Raw genomic sequence first — 21,417 nt, 5'->3', positions numbered from 1 at the left:
CCCATGTCAGCCTTGCCCACCGCCGCCCCCCGTCCCGAGCCGGCCGAAGCCGCCGCGCGGGAAGGACGGGACGTCACCGGAGCCCGGGTGGAGTTCCGCTCCCTGCGCCGGGCGTTCGGCCCCACCGTGGCCCTCGACGGACTCGACCTCACCGCCGAACCGGGCGAGCTCCTCGCCCTCCTCGGCCCCTCCGGCTGCGGCAAGACCACCGCGCTGCGGGTCATCGCCGGGTTCGAGCAGCCCGACTCCGGTGAGGTCCTCGTCGACGGCGAGGACATCACCCCGGTCCCCGCCAACCGGCGTGACGCCGGGATGGTCTTCCAGTCCTACAGCCTCTTCCCGCACCTCAACGCCCGCGACAACGTGGCCTTCGGCCCCCGCATGCGGGGCGTCGCCACTGCCGAACGGCACGCCACCGCGAACGAGCTCCTCGAACTCGTCGGGCTCCCCGCCCACAGCGACCGCTTCCCGCACCAGATGTCCGGCGGCCAGCAGCAGCGCGTCGCCCTGGCCCGCGCGCTCGCCCTGCGCCCCCGGGTCCTGCTCCTGGACGAGCCGCTCTCGGCACTCGATGCCAAGGTCCGGCTCACCCTGCGCGAGGAGATCCGCCGCCTCCAGCTGGCGCTCGGGATCACCACCGTCTTCGTCACCCACGACCAGGAGGAGGCCCTCTCCATGGCCGACCGGGTCGCCGTCCTCAACGCGGGCCGCCTGGAGCAGTGCGCGCCCCCGGCCGAGCTGTACGAGCGCCCCGCCACGCCGTTCGTCGCCGAGTTCGTCGGCACCATGAACCGGGTGCCGGGGCAGTTGACCGGCGACGGTTCCGTGGTCGTCGCGGGCGCCCCGCTCCCGGTCGACGGTGACGTTCCGGCGGGCCGGGGCCCGGTCGACGTCCTCATCCGGCCCGAGAACATCGGCGTCAGCGCCGACGCGGACGGTACGGCCACGGTCGTCTCCGCCGCCTTCCTCGGCTCGGTCACCCGGGTCCTCCTCGACCTGCCGGACGGCGTCGCGGTCAAGGCCGACCTCGCGTCGCGGGACGCCGCGGAGCTCGCTCCCGGGGTACGGGCCCGGGTCGTCCCGGTCAGGCGCCCGGTGCTGGTCGTGCCCGTACGGGGGACGGCGGCACCCGATGCCGTGAACGCCGACGCCCCCCGGGTGGACGCGTGAAGACGACAGCCCCCGCCGCCCTCCCCGTCGCCGTCCTCTTCGACATGGACGGCACCCTCGTCGACACCGAGGTGCTCTGGTGGGAGACGGCCCGCGAGGTCGCGGCCGGGCTCGGCCACCGGCTGAGCGACGCGGACGCCCCGGAGGTCGTCGGCCGGGCCGTCGCCGACACCGCCGCTCATCTGATCGAGGTGACGGGCGGTGACTCCTCAGCCCTCCCCGACACCGCCGCCGAACTGACCGACTCCTTCTTCCGGAAGGTCGACGCGGGCGCCCCGCTGCGCCCCGGGGCCGCCACGCTGTTGGCCTCGCTCGAAGGCGCCGGGGTGCCGTTCGCCCTGGTCAGCGCCTCGCCCAGGAGCGTGGTGGACGCGGTGGTGGCCGGGGCGCTGGCCGGGGTGGACTTCGCCTTCACGCTGTCGGCCGACGACACCGTACGGACGAAGCCACACCCGGATCCGTACCGGGCGGCGGCCGAGCGGTTCGCCGCCGACCCCGCCGCCTGTGTGGCGGTCGAGGACTCCCCGGACGGCACCGCCTCCGCCGACGCCGCCGGGTGCGCGGTGCTGGTGGTTCCGTCGCTGCTCCCGGTCGCCCCAGGGCGGGGTCGGACATTCGCCCGTAGCCTGGAAGAGGTGGACCTCGGGGTGCTGAGCGACTGCCTGCGGCGTCCCTGAGGCGTCCGAATCCTGAAATCCAGGGTCCGAAACCAGCGTGATTCGCGCCACCCTTGATCGGGGTTGCGCTCAGATGAGCGTTCTGGCGGTGGCTGCACTTCTGGAAGGCCTGGCACTCAGTGCCACGTAGCAACCTTCGAGAAGTGTACTCAGGTGCGAGATGGTTCGCTCAGATGAGAGTCAAGGGTCAAGAAATGGCCATGCTGCCTTCAGGAGCTGAACGGAGGGCCGCGGCCCGCCCGTCGGAGAGCTTCTTTAGATCTGCTGGCGGACGGGTGGTTGCGGCCGCATGACGACCAAGTGGACGTACCCATACACCTTCGATCTGGGTATGTTCCTGGCCGTCAGGGCAGCCACCGCGTCCTCGAGGAGTCGAGACCCGTGTCGGAAAACAAAGATCCCCAGAAGTTCGTCTACGACTTCACCGAGGGCAACAAGGATCTGAAGGACCTTCTGGGTGGCAAGGGTGCCAACCTCGCCGAGATGACCAACCTCGGGTTGCCCGTCCCTCCGGGCTTCACCATCAGCACCGAGGCCTGCAAGGTCTACCTGGAGAGCGGGCAGGCGCCGAAGGCGCTGCGCGACGAGGTGAGTGCGCACCTCACCGCGCTGGAAGAGCGGATGGCCAAGAAGCTCGGCCAGGCCGACGACCCGCTGCTGGTCTCGGTCCGCTCGGGCGCCAAGTTCTCCATGCCCGGCATGATGGACACGGTCCTCAACATCGGCCTCTCCGACGCCTCGGTGGCCGGCCTCGCCACCCAGTCCGGTGACGAGCGCTTCGCCTGGGACTCCTACCGGCGCCTCATCCAGATGTTCGGCAAGACCGTGCTCGGTGTCGACGGCGACCTCTTCGAGGAGGCCCTGGAGGACGCCAAGGCGGCGAAGAAGGTCACGGTCGACACGGACCTGGCCGCGGCCGACCTGAAGAAGCTCGTCAAGCAGTTCAAGAAGATCGTCCAGGACCAGGCCGGACGCGAGTTCCCGCAGGACGCGCGGGAGCAGATGGACCTGGCCATAAACGCGGTCTTCGACTCGTGGAACACCGACCGCGCCAAGCTCTACCGTCGTCAGGAGCGCATCCCCGGCGACCTGGGCACAGCGGTCAACGTCTGCTCGATGGTCTTCGGCAACCTCGGCCCCGACTCCGGTACGGGCGTCGCCTTCACCCGCGACCCGGCCAGCGGACACCAGGGCGTCTACGGCGACTACCTCCAGAACGCGCAGGGCGAGGACGTCGTCGCCGGCATCCGCAACACGGTGCCGCTCGCCGATCTGGAGTCGATCGACAAGAAGTCGTACGACCAGCTCATGCAGATCATGGAGACGCTGGAGAACCACTACAAGGATCTCTGCGACATCGAGTTCACCATCGAGCGCGGCCAGCTCTGGATGCTCCAGACCCGGGTCGGCAAGCGCACCGCCGGTGCCGCCTTCCGGATCGCCACCCAGCTCGTCGACCAGGGCCTGATCGACGAGGCCGAGGCCCTCCAGCGCGTCAACGGCGCCCAGCTCGCCCAGCTGATGTTCCCGCGCTTCGACGACGAGGCGAAGACCGAGCTGCTCGGCCGGGGCATCGCCGCCTCGCCGGGCGCCGCCGTCGGCAAGGCCGTCTTCGACTCGTACACCGCGATCAAGTGGTCCCGCTCCGGCGAGAAGGTCATCCTGATCCGCCGCGAGACCAACCCCGACGACCTCGAAGGCATGATCGCCGCCGAGGGCATCCTCACCTCGCGCGGCGGCAAGACCTCGCACGCGGCGGTCGTGGCACGCGGCATGGGCAAGACCTGTGTCTGCGGCGCCGAGGACCTGGAGGTCGACACCAAGCGCCGCCGGATGACGGTGGGCGGCAAGGTGATCGAGGAGGGCGACCTCGTCTCGATCGACGGCTCCACCGGCAAGGTCTACCTGGGCGAGGTGCCCGTCGTACCCTCGCCGGTCGTCGAGTACTTCGAGGGCCGGATGCACGCGGGCGCCGACGACGCCGACGAGCTGGTCGCCGCCGTGCACCGGATCATGGCGTACGCGGACCGGGTCCGGCGGCTGCGGGTGCGGGCCAACGCGGACAACGCCGAGGACGCCCTGCGGGCCCGCCGCTTCGGCGCCCAGGGCATCGGCCTGTGCCGCACCGAGCACATGTTCCTCGGTGAGCGCCGTGAGATGGTCGAGAAGCTGATCCTGGCGGACACCGACGACGAGCGCGAGAGCGCGCTCGCCGCCCTCCTCCCGCTCCAGAAGGCCGACTTCATCGAGCTGTTCGAATCGATGGACGGGCTGCCCGTCACCGTACGGCTGCTCGACCCGCCGCTGCACGAGTTCCTCCCCGACATCACCGAGCTCTCCGTCCGCGTCGCGCTCGCGGAGTCCCGCAAGGACGCCAACGAGAACGACCTGCGCCTCCTCCAGGCGGTCCACAAGCTGCACGAGCAGAACCCGATGCTGGGTCTGCGCGGGGTGCGCCTCGGGCTCGTCATCCCCGGCCTGTTCGCCATGCAGGTACGGGCCATCGCCGAGGCGGCGGCCCAGCGCAAGAACGCCAAGGGCGACCCGCGCCCCGAGATCATGATCCCGCTCGTCGGCACGGTCCAGGAGCTGGAGATCGTCCGCGAGGAGGCCGACCGGGTCATCGCCGAGGTCCAGGCGGCCACCGGCACCGACCTGAAGCTGACCATCGGCACGATGATCGAACTGCCGCGTGCCGCGCTGACGGCGGGCCAGATCGCCGAGGCCGCCCAGTTCTTCTCGTTCGGTACCAACGACCTGACCCAGACGGTGTGGGGCTTCTCCCGCGACGACGTGGAGGCCTCGTTCTTCACCGCGTACCTGGAGAAGGGCATCTTCGGGGTCTCCCCGTTCGAGACCATCGACAAGGACGGCGTCGGCGCGCTGGTGCGCAGCGCGGTGGAGGCCGGCCGGGCCACCCGCCCGGACCTCAAGCTCGGCGTCTGCGGCGAGCACGGTGGTGACCCGGAGTCGGTGCACTTCTTCCATGAGGTGGGCCTGGACTACGTCTCCTGCTCGCCGTTCCGCATCCCGGTGGCCCGCCTGGAGGCGGGCCGGGCGGCTGCGCAGTCGCGCGGGAGTGACAGCCGCTGATGCGGTACCAGTGACCAACTCCGGTTATTTCCAAGGGAATTGGACCGAGCCCCTCACCGGCCCGCCACCCTGACGAGATCTCCGGAACACCGAGAAGCGGCGGCACCCTGTGCGGGGGTGCCGCCGCTTCGTCCTGCCTGCGGAATATGTGGTGGCCATCGCCCCGAGCGGCCGCGGAGCGGAATGCGCGCTACCGATGTGTCCTGGCACACATTGCTTCGTTTAATGCGCAAAGAAATTGGGGGGCGGCCGTCCGGTGGACCGGGGTGCGGTCCATGGATCCCCACCCATGGACCGCACCCGGCTTACCCCCGTCGGGTACGGAGCCGCACCGTCGCCCGCCGCCGCCGAACACATAAAGCCCCCCACGGCCTTCACGTGCTCATCCGGCGGGCACCGGATGCGTACCCGACGTCGTACAGCTTTTCGGGTGAAGCGGAACGGGGCGAGACGTTTCACTTCTGGCCGAAACCCTGTGGTGACCTCCTGTGACGGTCCGCATACCCTTCGGTGGGGGCAATTGCGGATGCAACAGGTGGGGGAGTAGTGCTGCGTATCCATGTGTCCAGGCTGGACCTTTCGCGGGTGCGGATGGCCACGAGGCCGGACGCGATGTGGGAAACGATTCTCAGTTTTCACCGGCTGAGGGACCGGCGGGCTTCGACGGTGTTCGGGAAATGGCGGACCGAAACGCGAGCTCGGTTGAATGGTGAAGCACAGCTGCTGTCGGCGGTCGTCCCGCCCCGCGGTTATTTCCCCGATTTCCTGACGCCCTCGCAGGAAGGCGCCGAGCCTTTCGGGCTCGACGTGGGAATGGAGGCCCTGCGGGACACCCCCGCCGACCGCATCCGCCGCGAGCTGGACCTCATGGTGGCCGGACGGCGGCGGCAGCGGGGCGGACGGGGGCCCGGCTGCCCGGACGCCGGTGCGGGGCGGGTCACGGCCGCGCTGCCCGCCGCGCTCTCCGAGGGCCGCGCCGAACCCCTGGCCCGGCTCATCGGGGCGCTGCGCAGCTACCACGACGCCGCCGTCGAGCCGTACTGGCCGCACATCCGGGCCAGCATCGAGGCCGACCGGGCCGTGCGGGGCCGCGCGCTCCTGAACGGCGGAGCCGACGGGCTGCTGGGCGCCCTGCCGCCGATGATCCGGTGGCGGGCGCCCGTGCTGGAGGCGGACTACCCCGTCGACCGCGACCTCCACCTCGACGGGCGCGGGCTGCTGCTCCAGCCCTCGTTCTTCTGCCGGGGCACCCCCGTCGTCTACCGCGACCCGTCGCTCCCGCCCGTGCTCGTCTACCCGGTCACCCACCCCGGCGCCCCGGAGTTCGCCGAGCCCGGACCCTGGCTCGGCAGGCTCGTGGGCCACACCCGCTCCGCCATCCTGCAGTCCATAGGCAACGGCTGCACGACGAGTGAACTGGCCCGCCGGGCCGGGGTGTCACTCGCCTCGGCGAGCCAGCATGCCTCCGTCCTGCGCGAGGCGGGCCTGGTCCTGACCCTGCGCCACGGCAGCTCGGTGCTCCACACCCTGACCCCGCTGGGCGGCTCCCTGCTCCGGGGCGGCGCCCCGCTCGCCCTGTCCTGAGGGGACGCCCGCCGCCGGGAGCCCCGGGGGAAATCCGTCGCGCGTACGGCGATGAGTTCCGGGCGGCCCCGCCGTCTACCCCTTCGAGAGCGCCGGACGAACCACCGCGGCGCGACGGAACCCAGGAAGAGGCAACGACCATGGCTCAGATGATCTTCGTGAACCTGCCGGTGAAGGACCTGGAGACCACGAAGGGCTTCTTCGGGAAGCTCGGCTACGGCATCAACCCGCAGTTCAGCGACGACAAGACCGCGTGTGTGGTCATCAGCGACACGATCTTCGTCATGCTGCTGACGGAGCCGCGCTTCAAGGAGTTCACCAAGAAGGACATCGCGGACGCCTCGACGACGACCGAGGCCATCTTCGCCCTGAGCGCCGACAGCCGCGAGAAGGTCGACGAGCTGGCCGACGCGGCGCTGGCGGCCGGCGGTTCCCCGGCGGGCGAGACGCAGGACCTGGGCTTCATGTACGGCCGCTCCTTCCAGGACCCCGACCACCACATCTGGGAGGTCATCTGGATGGACCCCTCCGCCGTCGAAGGTCAGGGCTGAGCCGGAGGGCGTGCGCCGGGGCCGGCGGGGGAGCCCCGGCGCACACCGGGCGTCAGCTGCGGAACGGCCCCGTCACCTCGTACGTGATGCCACCGGACGAGCTGCCGCTGGTGCCGCGCTGCGAGGAGAAGTAGAGCCGCTTGCCGTTCGGGGAGAACGCCGGGCCCGTGATCTCCGAGCCGGACTGGCCGGTGATCCGCAGGAACGGCGCCACCGTGTCATTCGGCGTGATCAGGCAGATCTCCATGTTTCCGCCGTCCTCCGCCACGTACAGATCGCCGGAGCCGGCCCGGGTGACGTTGTCGACACCGGTGAGCGGGGCCGCGCCGCCCGTCACCAGCGAGTCGTCGTACGTCAGCGAGATCGACGAGGTGTTCGCGTCGTACGCCCACACCCGGTTGTCGCCCTTGGTGGTGAACCAGCAGGTGCCCGCCGCGTAGAAGCAGCCCTCGCCGCCGTTGAAGACCTTGGCGCCGGAGACCTGGTGGCGGGTCTGGGTCGAGGAGGCCGCCGGGTCCGGAACGTTCGCCCAGGTCACAGCCCCGGAGGTGCCCGTGCCCGCCACCAGCACCTGGAGCGTGCCGCTGGACAGGTTGCCCCAGGTGGTGGGCCGGAAGCGGTAGAAGCGGCCGTCGCTCTCGTCCTCGGTGAGGTAGATGTAGCCGTGGTCGGGGTCCGCCGCGGCCGCCTCGTGCTTGAACCGGCCGAGCGCGGGCCGCCGCACGGCAGCGTTCACGCCCCACGGGTCGGTCTCGTAGACGTACCCCCGGGTGACCTCCTCGCAGGAGAGCCAGGTGTTCCACGGGGTGGAGCCGCCCGCGCAGTTGATGTTCGTCCCCGACAGGATCCGGTACGCGGACGTCACCGTCCCCGAGGAGTCGAACCGCACGGCGCTCGCGCCGCCGCCGCTGCCGGCGGAGACCTCGGCGTTGGAGACGTAGATCCACCCCGAGCCGTCGGCGTAGGTCGCCCCGCCGTCGGGGGCGCTGTGCCAGCGGTAGGAGGTGCCCGCCACGGTCTGCCCCGACCGGGCGATGATGCGGCTGGTGAAGCCGCTCGGCAGCTGGATGCCGTTGCCGTTGGCCGCCTGCAGCGCGCCGTAGGGCCCGGGGGCCGGCTGGGCGGGTGCGGCGGAGGCGGCGCCGCGCCACAGGGTGCCGCCGAAGGCCGCCGCCGAGGTGCCGACCACCGCCGTGCGCAAGAAGGTCCGACGTTCCACGATCACTCCACGGATGAGTGAGGGCCCGCCGCTCCGGACGGATCGGCGGGTCGCGCGTCAGGACTGTAGGAGTGCGCAGTTGACGGGGCGTCAACGCCCGGTGAATGCCAGAGGGCCGGGGCAGGGCCGGGGACTGCGCCACCCGCGCCGGGCCGGGCCGGAGGTCACTCCACCCGCACCGCGTACACCGGCACCGACACCTCCTCGTCGTCCAGGCACACCCCCGTGGCCAGGTCGAAGCGCTGTTTCAGCAACGGCGAGGCCACGAACGGCCGCCCGCCCGCCGAGCCGAGCAGCCCGCGGGAGAGGACGTACGCCCCGGTGAACGGGTCCCGGTTGCCGATCGCGTGCACCGCACCCGAGCGGTCCTTGAACAGGGCCGCCTGCCCGCCGTCCGGCAGCAGCACCGCGGCGCCGCGCCCGGGGCTCAGCCGGTCAAGGTCGCAGACGGTGAGCCAGCCGTCGGCGTGGGCGACCCGGACGACGGCCGGAGCGGTGATCGGAGGGGTGGTGGTCATCAGGACGGGGTCCCTTCGAGGGTGCGGACGGCGAGCACGGGGCCCGCGAGCAGTTCCAGGTCGGGCTTGATCTGGTCCCGCTCCGGGACGAACCTCACCGAGGGGTCCGGGGCGTCGGGGGCGTTGACGAAGGTCACGAACCGCCGCAGCCGTTCCGGGTCGTTGATGGTCTCGGCCCACTCGTCGCGGTAGCCGGCCACATGGTCGGCCATCAGCCTCTCCAGCTCGTCGCAGAGCCCCAGCGAGTCATGGACGACGACATCCCGTACGTGTTCCAGGCCGCCGTCGATCCGCTCCAGCCAGGCCGAGGTGCGCTCCAGGCGGTCCGCCGTGCGGATGTAGAACATCAGGAACCGGTCGATGAGCCGCACCAGCCCGGCATCCGAGAGGTCCTGCGCCAGCAGGTCGGCGTGGCGCGGGGTGGCCCCGCCGTTGCCGCCGACGTAGAGGTTCCAGCCGCCGGCCGTGGCGATGATCCCGAAGTCCTTGCCCCGGGCCTCCGCGCACTCGCGGGCGCAGCCGGAGACGGCCGACTTGAGCTTGTGCGGGGAGCGCAGACCCCGGTAGCGCAGCTCCAGGTCGATGGCCATCCGTACGGAGTCCTGCACGCCGTATCGGCACCAGGTCTGCCCCACACAGGACTTGACCGTACGCAGCGACTTCCCGTACGCGTGCCCGGACTCGAAGCCGGCGTCCACCAGCCGGGCCCAGATGGCCGGTAGTTGGTCGACCCGGGCGCCGAAGAGGTCGATGCGCTGGCCGCCGGTGATCTTCGTGTAGAGGCCGAAGTCGCGGGCGACCTCGCCGATCACGATGAGCTTCTCCGGGGTGATCTCGCCGCCCGGGATGCGCGGGACGACCGAATAGGAGCCGTTGCGCTGGAGGTTGGCGAGGAAGTGGTCGTTGGTGTCCTGGAGGGCCGCCTGCTCCCCGTCCAGGACGTAACCGCTGGCGCCGACGGTCGGGGCGAGCGAGGCGATGACCGAGCCGACCGTCGGCTTGCAGACCTCGCAGCCCTCCCCGCCGCGCGCCTCCTCGCGGCCGTGCGAGTCGAGCAGGGCGGTGAAGGAGGTGACGCCCAGCGTGCGGACGATCTCGTACAACTCGCTGCGGCCGTAGGCGAAGCAGCCGCACAGCCCGGTGTCCTGGTTCTGCGGCAGCAGCTGCCCGATCACCTTGACGCAACTTCCGCAGCCCGTCCCGGCCCTGGTGCACTTCTTCACCTCGGGCAGCGTGGTGTGCTCGCAGATCGCGCCCTTGGTCACGTTGTGGCAGGAGCAGATGACGGCGTCGTCAGGCAGCGCGGAGGGCCCCAGCGTCACCGGCCCGCCCGCCCCGGCGGGCAGTACCAGCTGCTCGGGGGAGACCGGCAGGACGCTCCCCGTCATCGGCCGCAGGGTGCCGTAGTCATCGGCGTCCCCGACCAGCACCCCGCCCAGCAGGGTGCCGTCCGCCCCGATGACCAGCTTCTTGTAGACGCCGGAGCGGGAGTCGGCGTACACCACGTCCAGCGCGCCCTCCGCGCTCCCGTGCGCGTCGCCGAACGAGGCCACGTCCACGCCGAGCAGCTTCAGCTTTGTCGACATGTCTGCTCCGGTGAACCCGGCCCGCCCGCCGCCGAGCACCTCGGCCACGGTCTCCGCCATCTCGTAGCCCGGCGCCACCAGACCGTAGACCCGCCCGTCGGAGGCGAGCGCGCACTCACCGATCGCGAACACGGCGGGGTCGGATGTCCGGCACGCGTCATCGACCACGATCCCGCCGCGATCCCCGACCGCGAGCCCGCACTCCCGGGCAAGCTGGTCGCGCGGCCGCACACCCGCCGAGAAGACGACGAGATCGGTGGCGAGCGAGGACCCGTCGGAGAGCGCCATCCCGTTGACCGCCCCGTCCTCGCCCGCGGTGACCTCCTGCGTACCGACCCCGGTGTGGACGGTCAGCCCCATCCCCTCGATCGTCCGCAGGAGGGCCGCACCCCCGCCCTCGTCCACCTGGACCGGCATCAGCCGGGGCGCGAACTCCACCACGTGGGTGCGCAGCCCGAGCCCCTTGAGCGCCCCCGCCGCTTCCAGGCCGAGCAGCCCGCCCCCGACCACTGCGCCGGTCTCCGCCCCCTTCGCGTACTCCTCGATCGCGAGCAGGTCCTCGATCGTCCGGTACACGAAACAGCCCCGGGCGTCCTTCCCCGGCACCGGCGGCACGAACGGGTACGAGCCCGTCGCCAGCACCAGCGTGTCGTACGGAAACACCGCCCCGGACCGCGCGGTCACCGTGCGACCGGCCCGGTCGATGCGCTCGGCCGGGTCGCCGACGTACAGCTCGATGCCGTGCTTCTCCATGAACTCCGGCTCCACCAGCGAGAGTTGCTCGGGGGTCCGCCCGGCGAAGTACGAGGTGAGCTGCACCCGGTCGTAGGCGGGCCGGGGTTCCTCGCAGAGCACGACGACCCGGGCCCGCCCGGCGGCCGGGGTCAGCCCGCGCGCGGCCAGGGACTCCAGGAACCGCTGGCCGACCATGCCGTGCCCGACGAGGACGAAGGTGGGGGTGTTCGGGATGGTGGTTTCCGGCATCTCAGTGGCCTCCGTCGTCGGTGAGCAGGTGGAGCAGGGACATGGCGGGGGGCAGCGGTTCGTCGTCCTGCCAGGTGCGGGCGAGGCTGGAGACCGCGCCGAGGTCGCCCAGGAGCACCCCGCCGGCCAGTCGGCCCTCGCGTACGACGACCGTGCGGTACGCGCCCCGGGTGGCGTCGGCCAGCCGGATCACGTCGTCGCCCGGCAGCGGACGGGCCTCGCCGAAGGCGGCCAGGTCGAGAGCTTCCGGGGGCCCCGGTGAGTCGAAGGATCCGGCCGACGGGGAGCGCAGGGTCAGCCGGGTCAGCGCCCGGGTGCCCTCGTAGCGGGCGGGCCGCCCGGCCAGCACCTCGGCCAGCACGTCGGCCTGTTCCAGCGCGGGGCCGGCCAGTCCGTAGAGCGTGGAGCGGTGCTCGGCGCAGTCGCCGAGGGCGTGGATGTACGGGTCCGAGGTGCGCAGCTCGTCGTCGACCACGATCCCCTTGCGGACGTCGAGTCCGGCGGCCTGGGCGAGCCCGGTCCTGGGCCGCACGCCGCAGGCCAGCACGGTGAGGTCGGCGGCGAGCTCGTAACCGTCGGCGAGCTGGACGGCCCGTACGGACTCCGTGGTGGTCGTGGTCGTGGTCGTGCAGCGCAGCCCCCGCACCCGGCACTCGGTGTGCACCTCCACCCCGAGCGCTTCCAGGTGGACGCGCAGCAGGGCGGCCGCCTCCGGGTCGAGCTGGCGCTCCATGAGGTGCTCGCCCTGCTGGACCAGCACCACCTGTGCACCGCACTCCGCGAGCGCCCGGGCCGCCGAGACCCCGAGGAGCCCGCCGCCGATGACGACCGCCCGCACTCCGGGGCGTACGGCGGCGCGCAGGGCCAGGGCGTCGTCGAGCGTGCGGAAGGGGTGGACCCCGTCCGGCAGGGTGGCGCCGAGCCCGCGCAGTGGCGGCAGCACCGGGTTGGAGCCGGTGGCCAGAACCAGACGGCCGTAACGCAGCACGCTGCCGTCGTCGCAATGGACCAGCCGGTCGGCCCGGTCGATGCGGACCGCCCGCACCCCGCGCCGTACCTCGGTGGCCGGCAGGGCGATGACGTCCGGGGTGTACCGCCCGGCCAGCACTTCGGCCAGCAGCACCCGGTTGTAGGGGGCGTGCCGTTCCTCACCGACGACGGTGACCCCGGGGACCCGCGCGGCGAGCCGGGCACCGGCCATACCGGCGCCGATCACCACGACGGGCAAGGCGCTCTCCGTCTTCTTCCTCATGGGGAAGACAGTGGGCGACGGGTGTTACCCGGCCGCATCCCGCCGGTTTCCCGGGCGGAACCGTGCGCTCAGCGCCGTCCGGGGGCCCCTGTGAGGACCGCGGCCCAGGCGGAACGACCGGCCCCTGTGCGGACTGCGGCCCGGGCGGATCGGCCCCTGTGAGAACCGCCGACAGGCCGCCCCTTAGTGTCAAGGACATGCCCGACATCACCCTCACCACCCTGATCCTCCTCTGCCTGGCCGCGGCCGCCGCGGGCTGGATCGACGCGGTGGTGGGCGGCGGCGGGCTGCTGCTCCTGCCCGCCCTGCTGCTCGGCCTGCCGAACGTACCGGCCGCCCACATCCTCGGCACCAACAAGGCCGTCGCGATCGTCGGGACCTCGGGCGCCGCGATCACCTATGTGCGCAGGGCCCCGGTCCGTGTGGGGCTGGCGGTGCGGGTGGGGCTGATGGCGCTCGCCGGGTCGATGGCCGGGGCGTTCTTCGCCGCCGGGATCAGCAGCGAGGTGCTGCGCCCGGTGATCATGGTGGCGCTGCTCGGGGTAGCGGCCTTCGTCCTGCTGCGCCCCGCCTTCGGCACGGCGGCGGCGGGCGACACCGACGCCCGCCCGGTCACCCGGGCCCGGATCGTCACCGCGGTCGTGCTGGTCGGCGGCGGGATCGGCTTCTACGACGGCCTGTTCGGCCCGGGCACCGGCACCTTCCTGGTGCTGGCCCTCACCGCCGTGCTCCACCTGGACCTGGTGACCGCGTCGGCCACCGCCAAGATCGTCAACGTGTGCACGAACGCGGGGGCGCTGGCGATGTTCGCGTACCAGGGCACGGTCCTGTGGCAGCTGGCCGCCGTGATGGCCCTCTTCAACCTGGCGGGCGGGATGGCCGGGGCCCGCATGGCGCTGAGCCGGGGGAGCGGGTTCGTCCGGGCGGTGCTGCTGACGGTGGTGTTCTCGCTGGTGGCGAAGCTGGGCTACGACCAGTGGACCGCGTAGCAACGTGTCTCGGATTCACCGCACATCGGTGAGATGGGCGTAGGCCACCACGTTGCCCTGGTAGCCGGTCTCCTTGGAGAATCCGCCGCCGCAGGTGATCAGCCGCAGCGAGGCGTGCGGGGAGTCGCCGTAGACGCGCTGGTCGGGGAAGTCCTTGTTGTCGTACACCTCGACGGCGTCGATCGAGAAGACCGCGGTGCGTCCGTCCTCGCGGACGACCTCGACGCGGGTGCCCTTGGTGAGGGCGCCGAGGGCGTAGAAGACGGAGGGCCCCTCGGCGTTGTCGACATGCCCGGCGACGATGGCGGTGCCCTTGGCGCCGGGCGGGACCCCGTCGGCGTACCAGCCCGCGAGGTTGCGGTCCTTGTCCGGCGGGACGTCCAAGCTGCCGTCGGCGCCGAGGCCGAGCCGCATCATCGGCGCGTCCACCTCGATGCTCGGGATCCGGATGCGGACCGGGTCGGACGGGCGCAGCGGTTCGGCGACCGGGGAGCCGGGCTGGAGCTGGGGCCCGGCGGCGAAGGCCTGGGCGCCGGAGGGCTGCGGCGGGATCAGCTGGTCGCCGGAGCCGTTCTGGACGAGCCAGATACCGCACAGCACGGCGATGCCCACCAGCCAGCCCCTGGCTTTCTGCGCGCTCTGGGACACGTCGTCGTCCTCGTAAGCCTGGTGAGTCTCGGATCGAAGGCGGGCCGGGCGCGCTCGGGGACGCGCCCGGCCCGGTCGGTGCGAGGGAACGGCGGGCTCCCTCGGGCCCCTGGGCCGGTGGGCTCAGCTGCCCTCGGTGGACTCGGTCCGCCGGCGCAGCAGCCACAGGCCACCCACGGCCGCCATGCCGATCACGCCGACGCCGAGGGCCACCTCCGTGGAGTTCGGCTCGACGCTGCCGCCGACCCCGGTCCTCACATGGCCGGACGGGCGCTGGTGGTCGGGCTTGTCATGCTTGCCGCCGCCGATCACCTTCAGGTCCCCGACGGCGTCCTTGCCGTTGTCGCAGGAGACGACGATCTCGTAGACGCCGGCCCGGGTGTCGTGCGGCACGGTGAACTGGCCGACGAGCACTTCCTTGTGCGTTCCGCGGCGCACTTCGAAGTCCCCGGCGTCCAGGGAGTTCGCGTCACCGATGCCCGAGCCCTTGGGGCCGCAGGCGGTGGTGTTCACGGTGACCGTGGAGCCGGGGGGCGCGGTCGCGGGGGTGATCTCCAGCCGGCCGAAGTCGTCGTCCGCGTACGCGGACGGGGCGGCGGTGAGACCGAGCGCTATGACGGTGGCCGCGGCAGTGGCGGTACCGGTCATGAGGCGGGCGGGACTGCGCATGGGGATCCTCCGGGCAGACGGCGCGAGCGGTTGTGTCCTGTTCCCGACCTAAAGGGTGGCCGCCGCCGCACGCCTTCTGACGCCAGGTCAGTTTTCCCCCGTACGGACCGGCGCGGCACCCTTGCGGCCGGAGAATGCCGCAGGTCGCGGCGGTGCGACTGGGCCGTTCGGTTCGTGCCGCCGGGTCGTGTGCCGATCGGGTGAGACTCGCCAGAGTATGTGACCCACATCACACGCATGAGCCTGCCGGGCGCGGGCACACGCAAGGCACCCCCCCCACGGGACGGATCTCCGCCCCCCATGGCACCCGCCCCCACCGGCCTACCCCCCCCTCGGCCGGTGGGGGCGGTGTCGGATCCGCCGGGAGTGGCATCAATCGGTGCGCGCCTCACCCGCACCCGCATTCCAGGAGACCGCCGGCGGCCGCACCCGCGCGCACAACGGCTGTCCTTTCGCATCGGTCAACCCCAGCCGCCCGGTGAGCTGCCCGGAACGCGCGGCGGCTTCGAGGACCTCGGGCCCGATGTCGCTGAACATCAGCTTGGCGCGCCGGAACATGCTGAAGAGCCCGGCCCCGTCCACCGTCCCCCACGACAGATAGATGAACCGCCCGCCCAGCCGGTTCTGGATGTACGGCCCCGATACCTCGACCCCGTCCGCCGTGGCTTTCGCCGTGCACTCCAGGGTCCAGGAGGCGGTCGGCGCGTCCCCGGGATGCGGGCCGAGCAGCTCGTCGGGCCGGTCCTTGCGCTGGATGCCGACGTGGATGTTCTCGAACCCGGGGAAATCGGAGTCCGGCCCGCACCTGCGACCGGGGAGCGCTGAGGCCTCGATATGGATCTGCATGCTCCCCATGGTCCGTCACTGCGGTGGAGCGGCGGCGCCACGGTCGGTTTTCGGCCAAGGTCGACGGCCGGGCAGGGGCTGGAGTCGACGGCCGGGCAAGGCCTGGAGCCGACCGCCGGGCAAGGGCTGGAGCCGACGGCCGGGCAAGGGCTGGAGCCGGCCGCCGGGCGAGGTCAGAGAAGGTCGGCCGGCGCACTCTCGTGCGCAGCCTCCAGCCGCCCCATCACCCCCTCCATCTCCTTCGCCACCGCCTCATCACCGCTCGCGAACTCCACGGCGTCGATCCTCCGCACCGGCGCGATCCCCTGCGAGTTGCACATGAAGGCGCCCCGGTACGCGTTCAGCCCGTCCAGCGTCACCGCCCGCCGGACCGGCGGCTCCCCGGCCGCCGCGAGGCCGCGCTCCAGCAGCGTCATGGTGGTGCCGATGAGTGCGGGGGCGTCCGGCCACACCACCGAACTCCCGTCCCAGAAACCGACGTTGGTGGCGGCGCCCTCGGTCACCACCCCGCCCGGCGCGGTCAGCAGGGCCTCGTCGAATCCGGCCCGTGCGGCGAGCATCCCGTAGTACGTCTGCCCGAACTCGCCCGGCCGCTTGATGTGCGGCACGGCCCTGGAGTACGGCACCGACATCAGGCTCCGGCCCCCGGGCGCCATCGAGGCGGGCTCGCGGACGGCGACCATCACCCGCGTGCGGCTCTCCCCGGGCGGCAGGAACCCGTGCACCCGTACGGAGGCGTCCCGCAGCCCGGCACGGTCCAGGGCGCACCGGATCAGCTCCCGCACCTGACCGCCGTCCAGAGGCAGTTGGAACAGCTCCCGGTTCGCGGCGCCCAGCCGTTCGAGGTGCAGCCCGAGCCCCCGCACCCTCCGGTCCCGGACCTGCAGGGCGGTGAAGTGGCCGAACCCGAAGAGGGCGGGGACGCGGAGGTCGGTCTCGGTGGCGGGGTGGCCGTCCATCTCGACGTAGGGGCGGGGCGGGGACGGTGCGCTCGTCATGGGGCCACCGTAGATCGCGACTCCCTCTGACGGCGACTTGACCTCAACCAAGCTTGAGGGTCAAAGCTCAACGCCATGGACACCACACTCGCACCCACGACCTCCTCCGCCCCCCTCAAGGTCGCCGTCATCCTCGGCAGCAACCGGGAAGGCCGCTTCGGGCCGGTCATCGCCGACTGGTTCCTCGGCCGGGCCGCCCGGTACGACGGCATCGAGACCGAGCTCATCGATGTCGTCACCGCCCGGCTCCCCACCGCGCTCTCCTTCACCCCCACCCCCGACGAGGCCGCCCGTGTCGCGGCGGTCTCGTCGCGGCTGGCGGCGGCCGACGCGTTCGTCGTGCTCACCCCGGAGTACAACCACTCCTTCCCCGCCCCACTGAAGAACCTCATCGACTGGCACCGCGCCGAATGGCAGGCCAAACCCGTCGCCTTCGTCTCGTACGGCGGCAGGTCCGGCGGGCTGCGGGCCGTCGAGCAGCTCCGCCAGGTCTTCGCCGAGACGCACACGGTCTCCGTCCGCGACACCGTCTCCTTCCACAACGCGGGCGCCCTCTTCGACGACGAGGGGAACCACCGGGACCCGGCGGACGTCGACGCGGCGGCCAAGGCGCTCCTGGACCAGCTGGTCTGGTGGGGCAACGCCCTGCGCGACGCGCGAAACCGGCATCCGTACAGCGCCTGACCCCCGCCGGGCCGACAATCGGTGCACTGGCGGGAGCAGCCCGCCGTCCGGGCAGGAGCCCGCCGTACTCCGAGGAGACCGACGATGACAGCGCCGCCGGCATGGCTGACCGTACTGACCACGACCGACAGCGAGGAGAAGGCCCATGAGCTGGCGCAGGGGGCGGTGGAGGCCCGGCTGGCGGCCTGCGCGCAGATCTCCGCGCCCGTCACCTCCGTCTACCGGTGGCAGAACGCCATCGAGTCCTCCCAGGAGTGGCAGGTGCTCTTCAAGACGGCGGCCGAGCGCTACGAGGAGCTGGAGGCATACCTCCAGGAGGCGCACGACTACGACACCCCCGAGATCATCGCGATCCCGGTGATCCGGGGCAGCGCCCGATACCTCGGCTGGATCACGGCGGAGACGGCCCCCGCAGCCGCCCTGTGACGGCGGCCATGAGCACCCTGGACCCCAGCTCCCCGCCCACCGGCGAGCTGCCGTTCTTCGTGTACGGGACGCTGCTCCCGGGCGAACCCAACCACGACCTGTTCCTCCGCGGCCGTACGTCGGGGGAGCGGGCGGCCGTCCTGCCCCGGGCCCTGCTGTACGAGGGGCCCGGCTACCCGTACGCCATCGACGGCCACGGCCGCGTCCACGGCACCCTGCTGACCGCCGCGCCCGGGATGTACGGGGAACTGCTCGGGCTCCTGGACCATCTGGAGGAGTACCTCGGGCCCGGACACCCGCGCAATCTCTACGAGCGGGTCGTCCGCGAGGTCGAGCTGCCGGGGGAGGGGGAGGAGGAAGGCAAGGAGGGGGCCCGGGAAACCCGCGCCTGGGTCTACCTCGCCGCGGCCGCCGTCACCCGGTCCCTGCGGACGGGCGGCAGTGTCATCGCCGAAGGGCGGTGGGTCACCGGGCGGCCTCCAGGCGGACCGCGCACACCTTGAACTCCGGCATCCGCGACACCGGGTCGAGCGCCGGGTTGGTCAGCGTGTTGGCCCGGCCCTCACCCGGCCAGTGAAACGGCATGAACACCGTGTCCGCCCGGATCGCCCCGGTGATCCGGGCGGGTGCAACGGCCCGCCCGCGCCGGGACGTCACCACGACGGGCTCACCCTCGGCCACCCCGATCCGCTCAGCCAGGCGCGGGTGCAACTCCACGAAGGGGCCGGGCGCCGCCGCGTTCAGCTCGTCCACCCGGCGGGTCTGGGCCCCCGACTGGTACTGCGCCACCACCCGTCCCGTCGTCAGCACCACCGGATACTCCCGGTCCGTCTCCTCGGCCGCCGCGCGGTGCACCACCGGGACGAAGGAGGCCCGCCCGTCCTCCGTCGCGAACCGGTCCAGGAAGAGCCGGGGGGTCCCCGGGTGGTCCGCGTCGGGGCAGGGCCAGAAGACGCCGTCCTCGGCCGCGATCCGCTCGTAGGTGATGCCCGCGTAGTCCGCCGCACCGCCCGCCGAGGCCCGCCGCAGCTCCTCGAAGACCTCGGCCGGGTCGGCCGGGAACCCCTTGCCGTGGCCCAGCAGTCCGGCCAGGGCGTGCAGCACCTCCAGGTCGCTGCGCACCCCCTCCGGCGGGTCGAGCGCCCGCTGCCGCAGCAGCACCCGGCCCTCCAGGTTGGTGGTGGTCCCGCTCTCCTCCGCCCACTGCGTCACCGGCAGCACCACGTCCGCCAGCGCCGCCGTCTCGGAGAGGACGACGTCCGCCACCGCCAGGAAGTCCAGGGAGGCCAGGCGCCGTTCCACATGCGAGGCGTGCGGGGCGGAGACCACCGGGTTGGAGCCCATCACCAGCAGCGCCCGCACGTCCTGGCCCAGCGCGTCCAGCAGCTCGTACGCGCTCCGGCCCGGCCCCGGCAGGCTGTCCGGATCCACCCCCCACACCCCCGCGACATGGCGGCGGGCGGCAGGGTCGGTCAGCTTGCGGTAGCCGGGCAGCTGGTCGGCCTTCTGGCCGTGCTCCCGGCCGCCCTGCCCGTTGCCCTGCCCGGTCAGACACCCGTAACCGGACAGCGGCCTCCCCGCCCGCCCGGTGGCCAGACAGAAGTTGATCCACGCGCCCACCGTGTCCGTGCCCTTGGCCTGCTGCTCCGGGCCCCGCGCGGTCAGCACCATCCCGCTCTCCGCCCCGCAGAACAGCTCCACCGCCTCGCGCAGCCGCGCCACCGGCACCCCGCAGATCCGCTCCACCAGCTCCGGCCAGTGCGCCATCGCCCCGGCCCGCGCCGCCTCCCAACCCTGGGTGCGGGTGCGCACGAACTCCTCGTCGACCCGGCCCTCGGCCACCACCAGGTGCATCATCCCGAGCGCCAGGGCCAGATCGGTGCCGGGGCGGGGCGCCAGGTGCAGGTCGGCCTGTTCGGCGGTGCGGGTGCGGCGCGGGTCGATGACGATCAGCCGGCCCCCGTTCGCCTTCAGTTCGGTGAGATACCGCAGCGCGGGCGGCATCGTCTCGGCGAGGTTCGACCCGACCAGGATCACGCACCCCGAACGCGCAATGTCCTCCAGCGGGAACGGCAGCCCCCGGTCGAGACCGAACGCCCGCTGGTGCGCCGCCGCCGCCGACGACATGCAGAACCGGCCGTTGTAGTCGATCTGCGAGGTGGCGAGGACGACCCGGGCGAACTTCCCGAGCGCGTACGCCTTCTCGTTGGTCAGCCCGCCCCCGCCGAACACCCCCACCGCGTCCGCCCCGTGCGCCGCCCGCACTCCGCCGAGCCCTTCGGCGATCCGTCCCAGCGCCTCGTCCCAGCCCGCCTCCTCCAGCTCACCGCCGGGCCGCCTCCGTACCAGCGGGGAGGTCAGCCGGACCCCCCGGCGCAGCACGGCGGGCGCACTCCGCCCCTTGCCGCACAACGCGCCCCGGTTGACGGGGAACCCGGTGCGCTCCACCACCTCGGCCACCTCCGGGCCCGCCACCGGGCGCAGGGTCATCCCGCACTGGAGGGCGCAGTACGGGCAGTGGGTGGGCGTCTCGGTACCGGTCATGGGCCCCAGCCTGCGAGAGCGGTATTACGGGGACGGGGGCACCCGGTTACGCCGCCGGAACGCCCACCTCAGCCCGCCGCCCGGCGCGCTGTGAGGTCCCGTGCCGGAGCGCGGATGCCCACCGGCGGCGGGTCACGGCTCCACCGGCCGCAGGTGACGGCTCCACCGGCCGCGGGTCACGGCTCCACCGGCCGCGGGTGACGGCGTTGCCGCCCCTCCGTCACGGCGTTGCCGACGCCAGCGCCTCCGTCACGCCTGCCTCCCGAGGTCCCAGGAAGCGCGGGTCGGGGCGGAACAGGGCGTCCAGGGCCGCCTTGCCCGACGCGGCCAGCTCCCGGGTGCCGCCGTAGTACCAGGTCGCGTCCCGGGGCTCGTCGACCGCGACCCCGTACGCGTCGATCCCGGCGGAGCGGCACAGCGTGGTCGCCCGGTGGATGTGGAAGCCCTGGCTCACCAGCACCGCCCGGTCGACCCCGAATATCTTCCTGGCCCGCACACAGGAGTCCCAGCTGTCGAACCCGGCGTAGTCGCTGACGATCCGGTCGTCCGGCACCCCGCGCTCGGTGAGGTACGTGCGCATCGCGTCCGGCTCGTCGTACTCCGCCCGGCTGTTGTCCCCGGTGACCAGGACGACCTTCACCTTCCCGGTGCGGTACAGCTCGGCCGCCGCGTCCAGGCGGTGGGCCAGATACGGGGTCGGCCGGCCGTTCCGAAGTCCGGCGCCGAACACCATGGCGACCTCCCGGGCCGGGGCGTCCGCCGTCGTCCCCACCCGCGCGTCGGAGCCCATCCGCATCCAGGTCGCGGGCAGCAGCGCCAGCACACAGAGGGCCATCAGGCCCTGCACGGCGAGCCGCCGGCCCCGGCGGGAGCGCGGCAGCCCGAGTGCGGAGAGCCGGGGCAGCCGCAGCCCCGGTCTGTGCTTCGCGCCGCCCTGAGACGCAGCCCGCGTCTCCGGCGTGTCCCGCGCCCTTCGCAT

19 protein-coding genes are annotated in these 21,417 nt (G+C 72.5%); 9 read left to right on the top strand and 10 right to left on the bottom strand.

Going from position 1 to position 21,417, the window contains the following annotated elements:
* Positions 1–3 precede the first annotated feature (3 nt).
* From ABZ154_RS16115 to ABZ154_RS16095, 5 genes are all read left to right on the top strand, one after another.
* The gene (locus ABZ154_RS16115) at positions 4–1,170 is read left to right on the top strand and encodes an ABC transporter ATP-binding protein (RefSeq protein WP_356832997.1); all 1,167 of its coding nucleotides are present in this window, start codon (positions 4–6) and stop codon (positions 1,168–1,170) included.
* Complete coding sequence (locus tag ABZ154_RS16110; protein WP_356832995.1) at positions 1,167–1,847, top strand: HAD family phosphatase; 681 nt, start codon at positions 1,167–1,169, stop codon at positions 1,845–1,847. The genes ABZ154_RS16115 and ABZ154_RS16110 overlap by 4 nt, the downstream gene beginning before the upstream one ends.
* Before the next feature lie 381 nt (positions 1,848–2,228).
* Entirely contained in the window at positions 2,229–4,940 is a 2,712-nt protein-coding gene (gene ppdK / locus ABZ154_RS16105; protein WP_356832993.1) for a pyruvate, phosphate dikinase, read from the top strand.
* A 546-nt stretch (positions 4,941–5,486) separates the two neighbouring features.
* Entirely contained in the window at positions 5,487–6,524 is a 1,038-nt protein-coding gene (locus ABZ154_RS16100; RefSeq protein ID WP_356832991.1) for a winged helix-turn-helix domain-containing protein, read from the top strand.
* Between the two features lie 140 nt (positions 6,525–6,664).
* Positions 6,665–7,075, top strand: a complete 411-nt coding sequence (locus tag ABZ154_RS16095; RefSeq protein WP_356832989.1) for a VOC family protein — start codon at positions 6,665–6,667, stop codon at positions 7,073–7,075.
* A gap of 52 nt (positions 7,076–7,127) precedes the next feature.
* On the opposite strand, the gene ABZ154_RS16090 is transcribed toward ABZ154_RS16095, so the two are convergent.
* The 4 genes from ABZ154_RS16090 to ABZ154_RS16075 all read right to left on the bottom strand — a co-directional run bounded on the left by ABZ154_RS16090 (position 7,128) and on the right by ABZ154_RS16075 (position 12,634).
* Entirely contained in the window at positions 7,128–8,294 is a 1,167-nt protein-coding gene (locus ABZ154_RS16090) for an alkaline phosphatase PhoX (RefSeq protein ID WP_356832987.1), read from the bottom strand.
* Positions 8,295–8,458: 164 nt separating this feature from the next.
* A complete protein-coding gene (gene nirD, locus ABZ154_RS16085) occupies positions 8,459–8,812 on the bottom strand; it encodes a nitrite reductase small subunit NirD (protein ID WP_356832985.1) in 354 nt (117 codons plus the stop codon).
* On the bottom strand, positions 8,812–11,382 hold the full coding sequence (gene nirB, locus ABZ154_RS16080; protein ID WP_356832983.1) for a nitrite reductase large subunit NirB: 2,571 nt from the start codon (positions 11,380–11,382) through the stop codon (positions 8,812–8,814). Before nirB ends, nirD begins: the two co-directional genes overlap by 1 nt.
* A gap of 1 nt (position 11,383) precedes the next feature.
* A complete protein-coding gene (locus tag ABZ154_RS16075; protein WP_356832981.1) occupies positions 11,384–12,634 on the bottom strand; it encodes an FAD-dependent oxidoreductase in 1,251 nt (416 codons plus the stop codon).
* A gap of 197 nt (positions 12,635–12,831) precedes the next feature.
* On the opposite strand from ABZ154_RS16075, the gene ABZ154_RS16070 reads away from it, so the two are divergent.
* Complete coding sequence (locus ABZ154_RS16070) at positions 12,832–13,623, top strand: TSUP family transporter (RefSeq protein WP_356832979.1); 792 nt, start codon at positions 12,832–12,834, stop codon at positions 13,621–13,623.
* Between the two features lie 15 nt (positions 13,624–13,638).
* Here ABZ154_RS16070 and ABZ154_RS16065 read toward each other — a convergent pair whose 3' ends face one another.
* The 4 genes from ABZ154_RS16065 to ABZ154_RS16050 form a co-directional block, all read right to left on the bottom strand.
* Positions 13,639–14,271: a class F sortase gene (locus ABZ154_RS16065; RefSeq protein WP_356832977.1), complete on the bottom strand. Its 633-nt coding sequence runs from the start codon at positions 14,269–14,271 to the stop codon at positions 13,639–13,641.
* Positions 14,272–14,394: 123 nt separating this feature from the next.
* Positions 14,395–14,940 (bottom strand): hypothetical protein, encoded by a 546-nt coding sequence (locus tag ABZ154_RS16060; protein ID WP_356832975.1) that lies wholly within the window; start codon positions 14,938–14,940, stop codon positions 14,395–14,397.
* A gap of 372 nt (positions 14,941–15,312) precedes the next feature.
* Positions 15,313–15,786 (bottom strand): DUF5990 family protein, encoded by a 474-nt coding sequence (locus tag ABZ154_RS16055; protein ID WP_356832973.1) that lies wholly within the window; start codon positions 15,784–15,786, stop codon positions 15,313–15,315.
* Positions 15,787–15,959: 173 nt separating this feature from the next.
* Positions 15,960–16,784 carry an aminotransferase class IV gene (locus tag ABZ154_RS16050; protein ID WP_356832971.1) on the bottom strand — a complete coding sequence of 275 codons (825 nt, stop codon included), beginning with the start codon at positions 16,782–16,784 and terminating at the stop codon, positions 15,960–15,962.
* A gap of 75 nt (positions 16,785–16,859) precedes the next feature.
* Here ABZ154_RS16050 and ABZ154_RS16045 point away from each other — a divergent pair, with 75 nt between their 5' ends.
* The 3 genes from ABZ154_RS16045 to ABZ154_RS16035 all read left to right on the top strand — a co-directional run bounded on the left by ABZ154_RS16045 (position 16,860) and on the right by ABZ154_RS16035 (position 18,397).
* Positions 16,860–17,468: an NAD(P)H-dependent oxidoreductase gene (locus ABZ154_RS16045; protein WP_356832969.1), complete on the top strand. Its 609-nt coding sequence runs from the start codon at positions 16,860–16,862 to the stop codon at positions 17,466–17,468.
* Positions 17,469–17,552: 84 nt separating this feature from the next.
* The gene (cutA, locus tag ABZ154_RS16040) at positions 17,553–17,894 is read left to right on the top strand and encodes a divalent-cation tolerance protein CutA (protein ID WP_356832967.1); all 342 of its coding nucleotides are present in this window, start codon (positions 17,553–17,555) and stop codon (positions 17,892–17,894) included.
* Positions 17,895–17,902: 8 nt separating this feature from the next.
* Positions 17,903–18,397 (top strand): gamma-glutamylcyclotransferase family protein, encoded by a 495-nt coding sequence (locus tag ABZ154_RS16035; RefSeq protein WP_356832965.1) that lies wholly within the window; start codon positions 17,903–17,905, stop codon positions 18,395–18,397.
* Here ABZ154_RS16035 and ABZ154_RS16030 read toward each other — a convergent pair.
* Positions 18,360–20,438, bottom strand: coding sequence for a molybdopterin oxidoreductase family protein (locus ABZ154_RS16030; protein WP_356832963.1), 2,079 nt, complete (start codon positions 20,436–20,438; stop codon positions 18,360–18,362). The two genes, ABZ154_RS16035 and ABZ154_RS16030, sit on opposite strands and share 38 nt — an antisense overlap.
* Positions 20,439–20,658: 220 nt before the next feature.
* The gene (locus tag ABZ154_RS16025; protein WP_356832961.1) at positions 20,659–21,417 is read right to left on the bottom strand and encodes an ElyC/SanA/YdcF family protein; all 759 of its coding nucleotides are present in this window, start codon (positions 21,415–21,417) and stop codon (positions 20,659–20,661) included.

The sequence above is a fragment of the Streptomyces sp. NPDC006261 genome (assembly GCF_040613515.1).
In the GTDB taxonomy this organism is placed as follows: Bacteria; Actinomycetota; Actinomycetes; order Streptomycetales; family Streptomycetaceae; genus Streptomyces.
This window is presented reverse-complemented; position numbering and strand designations above follow the sequence as displayed.

Coding starts and splice junctions, on each gene's coding strand:
- cutA (WP_356832967.1), top strand. CDS start 17,553: ATGACAGCGCCGCCGGCATGGCTGACCGTACTGACCACGACCGACAGC.
- nirD (WP_356832985.1), bottom strand. CDS start 8,812: ATGACCACCACCCCTCCGATCACCGCTCCGGCCGTCGTCCGGGTCGCC.
- ABZ154_RS16050 (WP_356832971.1), bottom strand. CDS start 16,784: ATGACGAGCGCACCGTCCCCGCCCCGCCCCTACGTCGAGATGGACGGC.
- ABZ154_RS16070 (WP_356832979.1), top strand. CDS start 12,832: ATGCCCGACATCACCCTCACCACCCTGATCCTCCTCTGCCTGGCCGCG.
- ABZ154_RS16055 (WP_356832973.1), bottom strand. CDS start 15,786: ATGCAGATCCATATCGAGGCCTCAGCGCTCCCCGGTCGCAGGTGCGGG.
- ABZ154_RS16025 (WP_356832961.1), bottom strand. CDS start 21,417: ATGCGAAGGGCGCGGGACACGCCGGAGACGCGGGCTGCGTCTCAGGGC.
- ABZ154_RS16060 (WP_356832975.1), bottom strand. CDS start 14,940: ATGCGCAGTCCCGCCCGCCTCATGACCGGTACCGCCACTGCCGCGGCC.
- ABZ154_RS16045 (WP_356832969.1), top strand. CDS start 16,860: ATGGACACCACACTCGCACCCACGACCTCCTCCGCCCCCCTCAAGGTC.
- ABZ154_RS16115 (WP_356832997.1), top strand. CDS start 4: ATGTCAGCCTTGCCCACCGCCGCCCCCCGTCCCGAGCCGGCCGAAGCC.
- ABZ154_RS16075 (WP_356832981.1), bottom strand. CDS start 12,634: ATGAGGAAGAAGACGGAGAGCGCCTTGCCCGTCGTGGTGATCGGCGCC.
- ABZ154_RS16095 (WP_356832989.1), top strand. CDS start 6,665: ATGGCTCAGATGATCTTCGTGAACCTGCCGGTGAAGGACCTGGAGACC.
- ABZ154_RS16030 (WP_356832963.1), bottom strand. CDS start 20,438: ATGACCGGTACCGAGACGCCCACCCACTGCCCGTACTGCGCCCTCCAG.
- nirB (WP_356832983.1), bottom strand. CDS start 11,382: ATGCCGGAAACCACCATCCCGAACACCCCCACCTTCGTCCTCGTCGGG.
- ABZ154_RS16035 (WP_356832965.1), top strand. CDS start 17,903: ATGAGCACCCTGGACCCCAGCTCCCCGCCCACCGGCGAGCTGCCGTTC.